Below are 13693 nucleotides of genomic sequence, written 5' to 3' on the forward strand. Positions count from 1 at the left end.
CCCGCATCTTCACACCCGTATAAAATTACACTACTGTGTACTTATGACAACCCCGAAGCGAACCGACCGCTCCCGTGCCCTGATCCTCGAGGCTGCCGACCAGGCGTTTCGCGCGCTGGGCTTTGCCAACACCTCGATGGAGGAGATCGCGACGCGGGCCGGGCTGACCCGCAAGACGCTCTACAATCTGTTCAGCTCCAAGGATGAGATTGCCCTGCAGCTGATCGCCCGGGTCGAAGCCGGCGACGCCGGCTATCGGGCCCGCATCGCCGCCAACGAGGACGTCCTGCCACTGCTGGCCGCAGTGTTCCTCGACAGCGCCGGCTGGTGCCTTGCCAACCCTTCGCTCGCCCGCCTGGCGCTGAGCCCCGCCGAGCGCCCCTCGGTGGCGCCACCGCCCGATCGTCCCTCGTTCCAGCGCCTCATCCGCGACATCCTGGTCCTTGGCCAGCAGCAGGGCGTCATCCGCCGGGACGAGGGTCCCGACTTCATGGCGCTCGTCCTGCTCGGCATTTACGGGCAGGCCATGCTCACCGCGCTCGCCACCGGCAGGTTCAGCGAGGCGGATATCCGCCGCATCATCCGCCTCGTCGTCGAGGGCATCGGCAGTACCTAGCCTCAGAACTGCCCGCCCAGCCCGGCCCTCAGAGCATGCGACTGGCCGTCGACCGTGAGATCGCCGGTATAGCTCGCGGAAACATCCAGCCCCTCGGCCAGGTCGAGGTCGAACCCCGCCTCGAGCAGTAACGAGTCCGCGGCGGCGGGGGTGGCTGCGATAACGAATGGCGAGCCGCCGTTGAACCCAAGATGCGCGGTGGGCGCCTCACCAAAACCACGACGCCAGCCGATGCCACCGCTGAATGTCGCAAGACCACCCTGGCCCACCACGAATTGATACGCGCCACGCAGACCCAGCGTGGCGAAGGATTGGTTGACCACGTCGGCTTCACCCGACAGGGCTGCGCCGCCGCCATTGCCGGTCTCTTGGAAGGCCTCGGTCGCCTGGACGACATGGCCCAGCCGCGCAAACGGCGTCAGGCTCGCGGCGCCGAGATCGAACTCATGCTCGAGCTCGGCGACCACCTGGCCAGTGGTGGCGCCGTACTCGGCCGTCAGTGTTTCGTTGAGCCCCAGCCCCACTTCGCGGCTGGTCGAGATGGCGTGCTGCGTCACGGTGCCGGCGAGCGAGAACCCGGTGTCGCCCCAGTTCGTCCCGGCATAGAACCCGGCGCCGATGTCGGCGGTCGTCGCCTCGGTAGCGCGATCAGCGATCGAGACGTTGGTCTGTCCCAGCTGCGCCGCGAGGCCGATCTGCCAGTCGCCGACGGCCGCGTCGGCCCCCAGCAGCAGCCCGCCGCTGGCCTGTTCGGCCTCGGCTGCGTTGCCGTCGCTGCCGAGTTTGCCGAAGCCACCATAGAACTCGCCCCACATCGCGTTGCCGCCGCCCGCCTCCGGCAGTGCCGGTAGCGCGGCATAGCCGCTGACGGCGCCGGAACCATCGAGCGTCCGCGCTGCATCCAGCCGCTGCACCAGCGCGTCCGACACCAGCCCGGCATTGTCCATCAGCACGCCCTTCAGCGTCGCATGCCCCTCACCCGAGAGCACATCGAACATCGTCTGCGCTTCGGCTTGGTTGAGGCTGAGAACGGTCCTGTAGGTGGCATTGTTGATATCAAGCGCCTGGACTGCCGCCGCGGCCTGCGACTGGTTCGCCGTTTTCGCGACCTCGGTGAAAGCCAGATCGTTGCGGGTGAACTTGAGCCCAACCAGGTCGGAGCTGCCTACACGGGTGACGGCGATCGACGGCGTAACGAAGGCATAGTCTGAGATGATGTCGCCGAAGCCGTCATAGAAGCCGCCGTCAGCGCTGAGGATGGTGTAACCGCCTCCCCCCAGTGCCAGCGGCCCCACGCCACGCTTGATGGCGATGTCCGCCCCCTCGACATAGGCGATCCCCATCACCTGGATCAGGTCGCTGGAACCGGAGTCGATCTCCACCTCATAGGTCGAGCCCGGGGCCATGTAGAGGTTGCCCTCCACCGCCAGCGTGCCGATCCGATCTTTGCCCGGGGCGATCACCCCGCCTCCGACCACGCTGACATTGCGGACGACGCCTTCGCCGCTCAACCGGCCCTTCGAGGTCATGTCGCCGCCGAGCCAGCCATCGACCATCAGTTCGCCGCCGACGACGCTGATTTCGCCGGTGAAGTCACGGCTGTTGCCGGTCAGCACCGTCTTGCCGGGGCCCAGCAGCTCGATGACTCCGATGCCGGAGATGTCGGTGTCCAGTTCATAGTTCGCGCTGCTGTGGTTGAAGATGAGTCTCGCTTCCCCGTCGGTCAGCGAGATGCTGCCGGCCTTGAGCGTCCCGGCGGCGACGGGCGCGCTGGTCGCGGCCGCGCCGATGTTGAGCTTGCCCGCCGTACCGATATTGATGTTGTCCGCACTGAACCGCCCGCCATTGCTGATGGTGAGGTCCGCCTGTCCCATGCCGCCGAGGTCGAGGCTGCCGGTATTGGTCCAGCTCGAACCCGGGCCGTCGACCACCACCTGGCCGATCGTTCCTGCGCCGCTGGCGACCGAGGCCCACGTGCTGCTGAGGGTACCGCCGCCCCTGATCTCGACGGCGCCGTCGCCGTCAACGGCGACCCGGAGGAACTCGGTTTGCAGCCTCGAGCCGGGGCCATCGATCACGATTTTGCCGTCCCCTTCAGCCAGGGAACCCACCTCGGAGCTTGCCGCGCTTAGCGTGCCCCCCTTGCTGACCTCGACCGTGCCCTTGCCGTTGAAGCCTACCTTGAGGTCGTTGGCACTCAGGACCGACCCCGGGCCGGCCACCATGACGAGGCCGATACCGCCCGTGGTGCTGTCATAACCTTGGCCGACATAAGCGGTGCCGCCGATGCTCACCTCGCCGCCATCGCTGATGGCAAGCGTGCCGGAACCAAAGACAGCCAGATAGATATTGTCCACGGTTGTGAGAGTGGACCCGGAGCCGCTCACCTCGACGACGCCGCTACCGAGGCCCGTGCCTATGATCACTTGGCCGCTCAAAGCGTTGGCGCCACCCGTAACCTGGGCCGTGCCACCACCGTGGATATACGAGCTATGAACCGAAGTCGGAACACTGCCGAGATCCCAGTTATCTGGGTCCAGCCAGTCGCCCGAGTCGGGATTGACCCACTGCGCGGCGCTAGGGTCCACGGCCCTCGCCGGCGACGCGCTGAGCGCCGTCGCCGCCAAAAGCAGCGCTGACAGGCTGCACGCGCGCCGCAACGCACGCACCGCCCCTGTGTTCGCCGACCATTGGTTGAACATGACTGCCCCCTGCGCCAGCCCGAAAATAGAGCCGCGCCTCCTCTTCTCATTGCCTCCGAACCGAGTCCTGAAAGCGCAGACGCGGCATTCTGAAATTTTTCTGAAATTCGCGTCTTTTGCTCGGGGCGCTTGCAATAGCAGGACCGGCAAGGCATCGAGTGCGCCGGGAGTTTGGGGCATGGCGACGACCCGGTTTGCCGGATTTGAGCTGGACGAGGAGCGTGCCGAGCTGCGCGGTCCCGATGGCGCACTGGTCCGGCTGCGTCCCAAGACCTTCGAGATGCTTCGCCTGTTCGTCGCCAACGCCGGCCGCGTATTGAGCAAGCAGGAACTGATGGAAGCGGTCTGGCCGAACGTCCATGTCGGCGAGGACGGGCTGTTCCAGTGCATCCGCGAGATTCGCGCCGCACTCGGCGACGAGCAGCGCCAGATCATCAAGCTGGTCTCCGGTCGCGGCTACCTGTTCGTGCCGGCGCTGGAGGAAGGCTCAACGCCGACACCTCAGCCCTTCGCGCGACGCGCCCAGCCGTCAAGCGGCGGCCTTGTGCTGATCACGGCCGTCGCTGCCGTCATCGGCATCGCGGGATTTGCCCTGGCGACCCTGATGGCGCCGCCACCCCCGACCATTGCCGTGGTGCCGATCCTCGATGCCAGCGCCGCCGGCGACGGCGGCGCATTGGCGGCCGGGGTGACCGACGAGTTGGTCGATGGCCTCGCCCGCATCGACAACCTGCAGGTGCTGGCGCCTGGCGCCGGCACCCCCGCCCAGTTCGAGGTGCGCGGCGAACTGCTCAGGACCGCCAGCGCCTGGACGCTGAAGCTCCGTGCCGTTCGCACGGCGACCGGTGTGGTCGAGTCCGTCGCCACCGCGAGCGTCGATACTGCGCTCGAGCCCGAGCTGCAGGAGATCCGCCTCGCCGCCGGCGCTGGCGACCGGCTGGCCCGCTGGCTCAACGAGGTGCTGGAGGGCGGCACTGCCGGCGCAGCCGAGCCGCCGCCAGGCGTCCGAGTTGCCATCGAGCAGGCTTCGGCCTCGATCAACCAGACCTCGCGCGAGCGCTTCGCCGTAGCGCAACTGATGCTGAAGACCGCCCTCGCCACGGCGCCCGACAATGTCGACCTGCAGGTGGCGCTTGCGGGCCTGCAGACCCGGGGCATCCAGATGGTCTGGTACGACGAAGCCGAAGCCGCCGCGGCGCGGGCGAACGGTGAGGCGATGCTCAGGCGCGCCATAGCGCTGCGCCCACGCTCCATCGCCGTGCTTGAAGCGCAGTGCCGGTTCCTCGCGGCCACCAACGAGTTCGTCGAAAGCCTGATTGCCTGCGCCCGCGCCACCAGCTTCGACCCCTGGAATGGCTCGGCTCTCTACCAGACAGGCCTCGCGCAGGTGTTTCTCGGACGCTTCGAGGATGCGCTCATGAGCTTTGAACAAGCTTATCGTTACGACACGCCGACAGTGTCGCGCTGGACCTGGCTGCTGGGCATCGGCTGGGTCAATGTGCTGCTCGGTCGGGACGCCGAAGCGGCACTCTGGCTTAAGCGCTCGATCGCCGTCACGCCCGCCTCCGGCCGCACGCACCTGATGCTCGCCACCGCCTATCAGCGCCTCGGCCGCACCGCCGACGCCAGGGCGGCGTTCGCGGCCGGCATGCTGTTGCGGCCCGGCTCCACCGCCGCCAATGTCGAGCCGCCGGCGCGCAATGTCAGCCCGGCTTTCCTCGAAGCGTCAGCCCGGGTGATGTCCGTGCTGGTGGAGCTCGGACTGCCCGAGCGCTGAGTGTACGTTCTGCTTGCTGCTGCCGAGCTGCTGCTTGCTGCTGCCGAGCTGCTGCTTGCTGCTGCCGAGCTGCTGCTCGGTGCGCCGGATGAACGCGCCGATCAGCGGCGTCGCGACGTCCGCGTGGGTTTCCAGCAGCAAGTGCCCGCCATCGAAAATGTGGGCCTCCATCCGCGGCAGGTCCTGCATCCAGGACAGCGTTTCGGCGATATCGAAGAACGCATCATGCCGCCCCCACAGCATCAGCGCCGGCGGCTGGTAGCTCTTGAGGTACTCGGCGATCTCGTCGAAGCGCTCGGCATAGCGGCCGTAATCTCGCAGCAGCACTCGCTGGGTGTCCATCCGCCCGGGCAGGTTCATCACCCGCCAATCCTCTTCCCATTCGGCTGCCGGGATCTGCGCCGCAACTTCCGGCGGCACGCCCATGACATACTGGTCGCGCATCCCCTTGAGGCTGAGCACCGACATCACCTCGGCGGTATTTTCCGGCGTCGGATGGGCCCAGAACTCCAGCGAGTTCGCCCAGAGCGGGCCGAACCCGGTGCGGTGCGCATTGGCGTTCTGGATAATCAGCCCGCGTACCAGTTCGGGCGCCTGCATCGCCATGTGCAACGTCGCCGCCGCGCCGAAATCATGCACGTAGAGATAGCGCGGCCCGACATCGAGCCGGTCGAGCAGTTCGGCGATCGCATCGCCAAAGCCGCTGAGCGATGGTGACGCCAGCGGCTCGGATTCGCCATAGCCCGGCAGGTCCGGCGCAATCAGGTAGGCCTCACCCGAGAGCTCGGTCATCACTGTTTCGAACATCCGCGCCGCGTTGGGAAAGCCGTGTACCAGCACCACGGCTGGCTTTGACGGCTCGCCGGCGACAAGGAACGACAGCTCGGTGCCTCCCTTGAGGCGAAGCCGTTGACGAGTTGGGGGTGTCATCTTCAAACTCCTTTCCCGGTTATCCATGATGCCGGGCTAACGCCAGGCAGCGCCGCTTGGCTCCATCAGCGCGAGACAAAGGCAGACGGATGATCCTCAGCAAAGAACGCGATCCGCGGCTCGTCACCATCCGGCGCGGCGGCACGCTGACTGATGCCGGTCACCACTTGCTCGCCCGCTGGGCGGCGGACTGCGCCACCCATGTGCTGCACCACTTCGAAGCCGCCTGCCCCGGCGACGACCGGCCCCGCCGGGCGATCGAGCTGACCCACGCCTGGATCCGCGGCGAAGTGGCGATGAAACAGGCGCACAGCATGGCCTTCGTCGCCAACGCCGCCGGGCGTGAACTCACCGGAGCCGCCAAATTCGCGGCACTGTCGGCCGGCCAGGCCGTCGCCGTGGCGCATGTCGCGGCACATGATCTGGGTGCGGCCGCCTATGCCATCCGCGCCGCTGAGGCCGCAGCACCGGAGGCCGAGCGGGAGCAGGCCCGGCGCGAGGAGTGCGCGTGGCAGCGCGCGCAGCTGCCCGACGCAATCCGCGCGTTGGTGCTCGACGACCAGCAGCAACGCAACGCCATCTGCTGGTCGGTGTTTGATTAGCGGCTGCTCGCTGGCGGACTGCCTGCCTCCACCCCCACCGGCTGTCATCCCAGCGAAAGCTGGGACCCAACTCGCCACAGTGCAAGCGGTTAGATGGGTCCCAGCATTCGCTGGGATGACACCGAGTGGGTGGAGCGAGTGGTGGCTATTGCTCCACCATGGGGTGGCCCCATTGCCTCAGCGTGCCACCAACAGCCTCGCCAACCCTGCCTCGATCAGCGCCGGCACGCTCCTGGGATCATCGAGATAGGCGATTTCCAGCAACCCATCCGACAGCGCCACCAGCAGCGAAGCCGTCACCTCCGGCGCCGGATCACCATCCGCCGCCAGCAGGTCGCGCAGCACGCCGTGATACCAGGCGCGGCGGGCATCGATCGCCCGGCGCACCGGGCTGACCGGGTCGGTGTATTCGGCTGCCGCATTGAGGAATGGGCAGCCGCGAAAATCCCCGGCCATGCCGGCAGTGCTGATGCGCCCGAGGATTGCCGAGAGCATCCGGCGCGGTGGTAGCTTCGGCAGCGCGGCAACGGCGGCGCGGCCGATCCGGTCCTGCTCCTCTAGATAGGCGACCACCAAGTCGTCCTTGGACGGAAAGTGGCTGTAGAACGTCGCCTTGGCCACACCGGCTTCCGCGATGATGCGGTCGATGCCCACCGCATGGATGCCCAGCGCATAAAACAGCCGCGTCGCCGTATCGAGCAGCCGCCGCCGCGCCGGCAGCGGCGCGGACGCGGGGTCAGTGGAGGAATCGCTCTTCGCCATGGCTTGACACTACCAGACAGGTCTGTATGGTTCAACACATAGACAGACCTGTCTGTACGGAGAGCGAAATGCCGTCGACCGAAACCGCCGAAATCATGCGCCGCTTCAATCAGGCGTTCCTCGAGCACCAGCCGAAACTCCTTGAAGACCTCATCGCCCCCGATTGCGTCATGGAGTCGATCCAGCCGGCGCCCAACGGCACGCGTTACGAGGGCTACGACGCCTGCCTCGCCTTCTGGCAGGCCATCGCCACTGACCCGGTGGCCTGGTTCGATGTCGAGGACACCGTCGTCATGGGCGACAACGCCACCATCCGCTGGCGCTTCAACTTCGGCAACGGCGGCTCGGTCCGCGGCGTCAACGTCATGCGGGTGCGCGACGGCCGGATCGTCGAGGCGCTGGGCTACGCGAAATCCCCGGGCCAGGCCGCGCCGCTGCCCGAGGTGGCAGGCTCATGATGTTCTAGCCCCGATCTCTCCACACCGTGCGTGGGGCAACTTTGGGTGCCCCTGCCCCGGCTATTTAGGTTGAGCACAACCCCGCCGCCCCCTACCACAGCCCCGGCAGTTCCTCCGTCCCTGCTGCGATCTCGGCGATGCGCCGGGCTGTGCCGGGGTTCATCCCCTCGGGCAGCGCGTCCATTTCGAACCAGCCGATCTCGGCGATCTCGCTGTTCGGCCGGAACGGCTTCACCTCGCTGAAGCTGCGCCCGACATAGACCGCAACGTGGTCGCGGTTGGTCGCCTCGTGCTTTTGCAGATAGAGCCCGAGCAGCCGCATCGGGCCCTCGACGCGAAGGCCGGTTTCTTCTTCGGCTTCGCGTCGCGCCGCCTCCTCGGCGGTTTCGCCCGGCTCGACCCCGCCGCCCGGAAAATGCCAGCCCGGCATGTAGGTGTGCCTCAGCAGCAGCACCCGGTCGCCATCGAGCAACACCGCCCTGGTGCCCAGCACCATGCGCCGGCGCACCCCGACGATGAACAGGTGCGCCGAGGTTCTGACGCGCTGCCAGCGGCTCATGGTTCTGCTGGTGGTTCGGCTCATGGGGATGCTCCCGCTGACGTTCAATTGGCGCCGGAGCCATTTAGGGCATTTTCTTGCCACGCGCCGCATGGCATTACGCCGGGCAATGATCACGCTCGCCCATCTGTCCGACGTTCACCTGGCCCCGCTGCCGCCCGTCCGGGCGCGCGACCTGATGAACAAGCGGATCACCGGTTTCCTCAACTGGAAGATCAAGCGCGAGCACACCATGGCCGGCGACGGGCTGACCAAGCTGGTGCGCCACATGCGCGAGCAGAACCCGGATTTCACCGTCGTCACCGGCGACCTGGTGAACCTGGCGCTCGATGCCGAGATCAACACCGCCTATAACTGGCTCGAGACCCTCGGCCCGCCCGAACAGGTCTGTGTCTCCCCCGGCAACCACGATGCCTATCTCAAGGGCGCGCTGCAGAAGGCGATGGACCGCTGGGATGGCTACGTCATGGGCGAGACCGTCGATGATAACGCCTTTCCGTTCGTGCGTCGCGTCGGCGACGTCGCCGTGGTCTCGTGCAACAGCGCCGTGCCCACCGCGCCCTGGATCGCCGCCGGCCGCTTCGAGGAGGACCAGGCGGCGCGCCTTGCTCGCTGCCTGAAGCTCCTCGGTGACGGCGGCTATTTCCGCGTCGTCCTGATCCACCATCCGCCGAACCAGGAGCAGGCGCATCCGCGCCTCGGGCTCTACGGCGCCAAGTCCTTTCGCCGCGTCATCGCCGAGCACGGTGCTGAACTGGTGCTGCACGGGCACACCCATCAATCCTCGATCTATGCCATCCCCGGCCCGCGCGGCGATGTGCCGGTGGTCGGCGTCGCGGCGGCGGGCGCCGCGCAGGGCGATACCGGCGGGCACGATCCGGCCCGCTACAACCTGTTCTCGATCCAGCGCCTCGGCACCTCCTGGCAGTGCACCTTGCGCGAGTTTGGCTTTCAGCGCCTTTCGACCGATATAGTGCTGAGACTGAGCCTCAGGATCTACTGAACGTGACCGAAGCCTTCGCCATCGAGCCGCCCGCCTTCGACGCCGTGACGGGTGTGGCGACGTTCCGCTACACACTCGGCGAGCTGAGCTTTTCCGAAGTCCTGACTTTCCCCTCCGGCAGCGATAGCAGTGTCGCGGCGACGCCAGCTTTCCTCAAACTGCTGCAGCTGACCGCCGTCGTCCTCGGCGTCAGCTACTTCAAGCTGCGCGCCCCCTATCGCATCGTCATCCCATTCCCGCTGACCGTGCGCGAGCACGATTTCGCCCTCGACGTCTATGAGAACGGCCTCGGCGAGTTCTATGCCCGCAACAACCTGAAGCGCTTCGGCGAGATCGAGATCGACGACCCCGAGGATCACGGCCCTGCCCCCGCCGCGCCTGTCTTGCGCAATCGCGCCCTGCTGCCGATCGGCGGCGGCAAGGACTCGCTGGTCAGCGTGCAGCTGTTCGAGGCGGCGGAGCTGGATTTCACCCCCTTCGCCGTCAACCCCAAGGGACCGATCATCGGCAGCGTCGACAAGGTCGGCCGCACCCCGCTCTATGTGGGGCGCAAGCTCGACCCCGAGATGATCCGGCTCGGCAAGGAGCCCGGCTATTACAACGGCCACGTGCCCTCGACCGCCATCAACTCGATGATCGCGGCGCTGACTGCGCTGCTGTTCTCCTACAACCGGATTGTTCTCTCCAACGAGCGCTCGGCCAGCGAGGGCAATGTCGAGTTCGATGGGCGCGAGGCCAACCACCAGCATTCCAAGTCGATCGATTTCGAGAACCTGATCGCCAAAGTGCTCGAGCACGCCACCGGCGGCAGCCTCAGCTATTTCTCGCTGCTGCGCCCCTACTCCGAGGCGAAGATCGCCACGCTGTTCGCCCGGGTGAGCCGCTTCGATCACGTGTTTTCGAGCTGCAACGAGAACTTCAAGCTCGCCGGCCATGACGGCCCGCTCTGGTGCGGCAAGTGCCCCAAGTGCCACTTCGTGTTCCTGATCTTCGCCCCGATCATGGAGAAGCAACGTTTGGTCGGCATCTTCGGCCAGAACCTCCTGAGCCAGCCCTCCCATGAGCGCTCGTTCCGCGAGCTCACTGGCCTCGCCGGCCAGAAGCCCTGGGAATGCGTCGGCGAAATCGAGGAAGCGGCAGCCTGCCTCTGGGCCCTGACCAAGCTGCCGCAATGGGCAGATGAGCCAATCGTTTCAATGCTGAAGCCGGATCTCTTGACTCAATATGGCAGCCGGCGCCTCGAAGACGCTCTTGCCGAACTCATGATCGATAGCCCAGAACACCTCATCCCGAAGGACATCTTCGAGCGAGTCGCCCCGCATGCGCTTTGACGAACCCGTGCTGCTCTACGGCGCCGGCCGCGAGGCCCGCTCCACCCGCGCCTTCATTGAGGCCCGCTCCCCGCACACCAAGGTGTACGTCACCGTCGACAGCGGCGAAGCCGATATCGACGATGCCACCTTCATCGCGCCCGCCGACCTGACGCAGGCCATCGAAGCGCGGCTGTTTGCGACCATCGTCAAGAGCCCCGGCGTGTCGCGCTACCGCCCGGTCTTCGCCATGGCGCGCGAAGCCGGCATCGCCGTCACCTCCAACCTCAACCTCTGGGGCGAGGCCTATCGCGACGGGCGCAAGGTCATCGCGATTTCCGGCACCAAGGGCAAATCCACCACCGCCACCCTGGTGCACCTGATGCTGGTTGAATCCGGCCTCGATGCCGGGCTCGCCGGCAATGTCGGCCTCGCGCCGCTGGAAATTGCCGACAAGCACCCGATCGTGGTGTTCGAGCTTTCGAGCTACCAGACCGCCGACATGGCGTTCACTCCCGATATCGCGGCGATCACCAACCTCTCGCCCGAACACACCGACTGGCACCGCAGCGTCGAGCGCTATTACCAGGACAAGCTCAACCTGATCGACCGCGACGCGCCTTTCCCGGTAGCGCTGGGCGTCGGCGCGCTGGGCAACCCGCTGGTGATGGAAGCGCTACGCGACGTGAAGCGCCTGATCCCGCCGCTGGCGCCGTTCATTCACGACCGCATCGCCGGCGCCGCAGCCCGCTCCCGCCTCAAGGGCGAGCACAACCTGAATAACGCTCTGCTCGCCGCGGCCATCGCCACGAAGGCCGGCGCCGACCTCGAGGGCGTGGTGCGCGGCATCGCCAAGTTCACCCCGCTGCCGCACCGGCTCGAAGAGCACCAGGTCGGCGATGTGACCTTCGTCAACGACTCGATCTCGACCACGCCGGAAGCCACCAAGGCGGCGCTCGCCGCCTATGAAGGCAGCCGCATCGCGCTGATCGCCGGCGGTCACGAGCGCCACCAGGATTATTCCGAGCTCTCGCAGCTCCTCGCGCCCCGCGGTGTCACTGTGCTGGTCTGCCTGCCGGTGACCGGCGACCGCCTCGCCACCCTCACCTATGCCGCAGCGCCCGAGATCGAGGTGATCGAAGCCGGAACCCTCGAAGATGCCGTCAAGGCGCTGGCCGGACGACAGTCGAAGTTCGAAACGGTGATCCTCTCGCCGGGCGCTCCGAGCTATGGCCAGCTCGAAACCGCGGGCAAGGTGTTCAAGAATTTCGAGGAACGCGGCGCCGCTTTCGTCCGGCTGGCCGGCACCTATTTCGGGGCCAAGGCGTGAGGCACGTCACTCACCCCCCACTCGGTGTCGTTCCCGCGAAAGCGGGAACCTCTGTTTTCTTGGCGGCGGCACCACCGCAAACGGAGGTCCCCGATTTCGCGGGGATCACCCTGTGGGTGGCTGCGAACGCAGTCGACGCATGATGATCGCCTATGCTTATCTGGCGGTCGCCATCGTCGCTGAAGTGATTGCCACCACCGCGCTCCGCGCTGCCGACGGCTTCACCCAGCTCTGGCCATCGCTGATCTCGATCGTCGGCTATGTCGTCGCCTTCTACTTCCTGTCGCTGACGCTACGCAGCATGCCGGTCGGCATCGCCTACGCCATCTGGTCGGGCGTCGGCATCGTGCTGATCTCGCTGGCGGGCTGGCTGATCTACAAACAGTTGCTCGATCTGCCGGCCCTGATCGGCATGGGCCTGATCATGGCCGGAGTGATCGTCATCAACCTGTTCTCGAAGACGGCTGTGCACTAGGGCCGGTGTGCTTGGCACCCCTCACCCCAGCCCTCTCCCCAGAGGGGCGAGGGGGCGTTGTGGCACAGCCGGTGCAAAATGCGTCCCCTCTCCCCTCTGGGGAGAGGGTCAGGGTGAGGGGCGCCAAGCACACCGGCTCCCCTCAAGTCGGCGGGTCCCGCGGGTTCACCACCACGCGCCCGGCAATCTTCCCCTCGAGCATCTCAGCCGCCAGCCCCGGCAGATCCTCGAGCCGTGCTTCGGTCAGCATCGGCTCGAACGCTGCCGGCACGAACAGCGTGGTCAGCCGGTCCCAGGCCGAGCGGCGCGCTTCCAAGGGCTGCATCACGGTGTCGATGCCGCAGAGCGAAATGTTGCGCAGGATGAACGGGATGACGCTGGCGTCCCAACCGCGGCCGCCGGCATTACCGATCGCCGCCACCGCCCCGCCATAGCGGATCTTCTTCAGCACTTCGCCGAGCAGCGGGCCGCCGACCGAGTCGATGGCGCCCGACCATTGTTCCTTGTCGAGCACCTTGCCGGTCGGCTTCAGCACCTCGTCGCGCGAGACGATGCGGCTGGCGCCCAGCTTGGTCAGGCGTTCGGCGAGCTCGGCTCGCCCGGTCACCGCGGCAACGTCGTAACCGAGCCGGCTCAGCAGCAGCACGGCGATGCTGCCGACCCCGCCGCCGGCGCCGGTGACCAGCACCTCGCCCTCGCCGGCCCGGATTCCCTCGGCCTGCAGCCGGTTGACCGCCAGCATGGCCGCGAGCCCGGCCGTCCCGATCATCATGGCAGTGCGGGTCGAAAACCGCTTGGGCAGCGGCACCAGCCAATCAGCTTTCACCCGCGCCCGCTGCGCATAGCCACCCCAATGGAGCTCTCCCACCCGCCAACCGGTGAGGATCACCGCCTGGCCGGGGTGGTAGCGGGCATCGCTGCTCTCCACCACGCGCCCGGCAAAATCGATGCCGGCGACATGAGGATAGGTTCTGACTAGCCCGCCCTGCCCGGTGAGGCACAGCGCATCCTTGTAGTTCAGCCCGGCCCACTCGATCGCCACCAGCACCTCTCCGGCCGGCAGCTGCTGATCGGTGATCTCCTTGAGACTGCTGCGCAATTCACCGTCAGCCAGCCGCTCGGTGACCAGGGCGCGAAAAGACATGAAAACTCCAGAACCAACGGTCGAA

13 protein-coding genes are annotated in these 13693 nt (G+C 66.8%); 8 read left to right on the top strand and 5 right to left on the bottom strand.

Going from position 1 to position 13693, the window contains the following annotated elements:
* Positions 1 to 43 precede the first annotated feature (43 nt).
* Positions 44 to 616 (top strand): TetR/AcrR family transcriptional regulator, encoded by a 573-nt coding sequence (locus tag ASC89_RS20405; RefSeq protein WP_082528194.1) that lies wholly within the window; start codon positions 44 to 46, stop codon positions 614 to 616.
* A 2-nt stretch (positions 617 to 618) separates the two neighbouring features.
* On the opposite strand, the gene ASC89_RS20410 is transcribed toward ASC89_RS20405, so the two are convergent.
* Positions 619 to 3318, bottom strand: a complete 2700-nt coding sequence (locus ASC89_RS20410) for an autotransporter domain-containing protein (protein WP_162247973.1) — start codon at positions 3316 to 3318, stop codon at positions 619 to 621.
* A gap of 178 nt (positions 3319 to 3496) precedes the next feature.
* On the opposite strand from ASC89_RS20410, the gene ASC89_RS20415 reads away from it, so the two are divergent.
* A complete protein-coding gene (locus ASC89_RS20415) occupies positions 3497 to 5095 on the top strand; it encodes a winged helix-turn-helix domain-containing protein (RefSeq protein WP_055880816.1) in 1599 nt (532 codons plus the stop codon).
* On the opposite strand, the gene ASC89_RS20420 is transcribed toward ASC89_RS20415, so the two are convergent.
* On the bottom strand, positions 5045 to 6025 hold the full coding sequence (locus tag ASC89_RS20420; protein ID WP_082533535.1) for an alpha/beta fold hydrolase: 981 nt from the start codon (positions 6023 to 6025) through the stop codon (positions 5045 to 5047). The two genes, ASC89_RS20415 and ASC89_RS20420, sit on opposite strands and share 51 nt — an antisense overlap.
* A gap of 89 nt (positions 6026 to 6114) precedes the next feature.
* Here ASC89_RS20420 and ASC89_RS20425 point away from each other — a divergent pair, with 89 nt between their 5' ends.
* On the top strand, positions 6115 to 6627 hold the full coding sequence (locus ASC89_RS20425) for a putative immunity protein (RefSeq protein WP_055880819.1): 513 nt from the start codon (positions 6115 to 6117) through the stop codon (positions 6625 to 6627).
* Between the two features lie 177 nt (positions 6628 to 6804).
* Here the strand turns inward: ASC89_RS20425 and ASC89_RS20430 are convergent, their stop codons facing one another.
* The gene (locus tag ASC89_RS20430) at positions 6805 to 7389 is read right to left on the bottom strand and encodes a TetR/AcrR family transcriptional regulator (protein ID WP_055880822.1); all 585 of its coding nucleotides are present in this window, start codon (positions 7387 to 7389) and stop codon (positions 6805 to 6807) included.
* Positions 7390 to 7457: 68 nt separating this feature from the next.
* Here ASC89_RS20430 and ASC89_RS20435 point away from each other — a divergent pair, with 68 nt between their 5' ends.
* Positions 7458 to 7847: a nuclear transport factor 2 family protein gene (locus ASC89_RS20435; protein ID WP_055880823.1), complete on the top strand. Its 390-nt coding sequence runs from the start codon at positions 7458 to 7460 to the stop codon at positions 7845 to 7847.
* A gap of 91 nt (positions 7848 to 7938) precedes the next feature.
* Here the strand turns inward: ASC89_RS20435 and ASC89_RS20440 are convergent, their stop codons facing one another.
* Positions 7939 to 8430 (bottom strand): NUDIX domain-containing protein, encoded by a 492-nt coding sequence (locus ASC89_RS20440; protein WP_244488508.1) that lies wholly within the window; start codon positions 8428 to 8430, stop codon positions 7939 to 7941.
* Between the two features lie 85 nt (positions 8431 to 8515).
* Here ASC89_RS20440 and ASC89_RS20445 point away from each other — a divergent pair, with 85 nt between their 5' ends.
* The 4 genes from ASC89_RS20445 to ASC89_RS20460 all read left to right on the top strand — a co-directional run bounded on the left by ASC89_RS20445 (position 8516) and on the right by ASC89_RS20460 (position 12524).
* A complete protein-coding gene (locus ASC89_RS20445; protein WP_056001219.1) occupies positions 8516 to 9409 on the top strand; it encodes a metallophosphoesterase in 894 nt (297 codons plus the stop codon).
* 2 nt (positions 9410 to 9411) lie between these two features.
* A complete protein-coding gene (locus tag ASC89_RS20450) occupies positions 9412 to 10740 on the top strand; it encodes a hypothetical protein (RefSeq protein WP_056001222.1) in 1329 nt (442 codons plus the stop codon).
* Positions 10730 to 12049: a UDP-N-acetylmuramoyl-L-alanine--D-glutamate ligase gene (gene murD, locus ASC89_RS20455; RefSeq protein ID WP_056001225.1), complete on the top strand. Its 1320-nt coding sequence runs from the start codon at positions 10730 to 10732 to the stop codon at positions 12047 to 12049. The genes ASC89_RS20450 and murD overlap by 11 nt, the downstream gene beginning before the upstream one ends.
* 142 nt (positions 12050 to 12191) lie before the next feature.
* Positions 12192 to 12524, top strand: a complete 333-nt coding sequence (locus tag ASC89_RS20460) for an SMR family transporter (RefSeq protein ID WP_156342787.1) — start codon at positions 12192 to 12194, stop codon at positions 12522 to 12524.
* A 142-nt stretch (positions 12525 to 12666) separates the two neighbouring features.
* On the opposite strand, the gene ASC89_RS20465 is transcribed toward ASC89_RS20460, so the two are convergent.
* Positions 12667 to 13668 (bottom strand): MDR family oxidoreductase, encoded by a 1002-nt coding sequence (locus ASC89_RS20465; RefSeq protein ID WP_056001236.1) that lies wholly within the window; start codon positions 13666 to 13668, stop codon positions 12667 to 12669.
* Positions 13669 to 13693 lie beyond the last annotated feature (25 nt).

It is taken from the genome of Devosia sp. Root413D1, assembly GCF_001425235.1.
Taxonomy (GTDB): domain Bacteria; phylum Pseudomonadota; class Alphaproteobacteria; order Rhizobiales; family Devosiaceae; genus Devosia_A.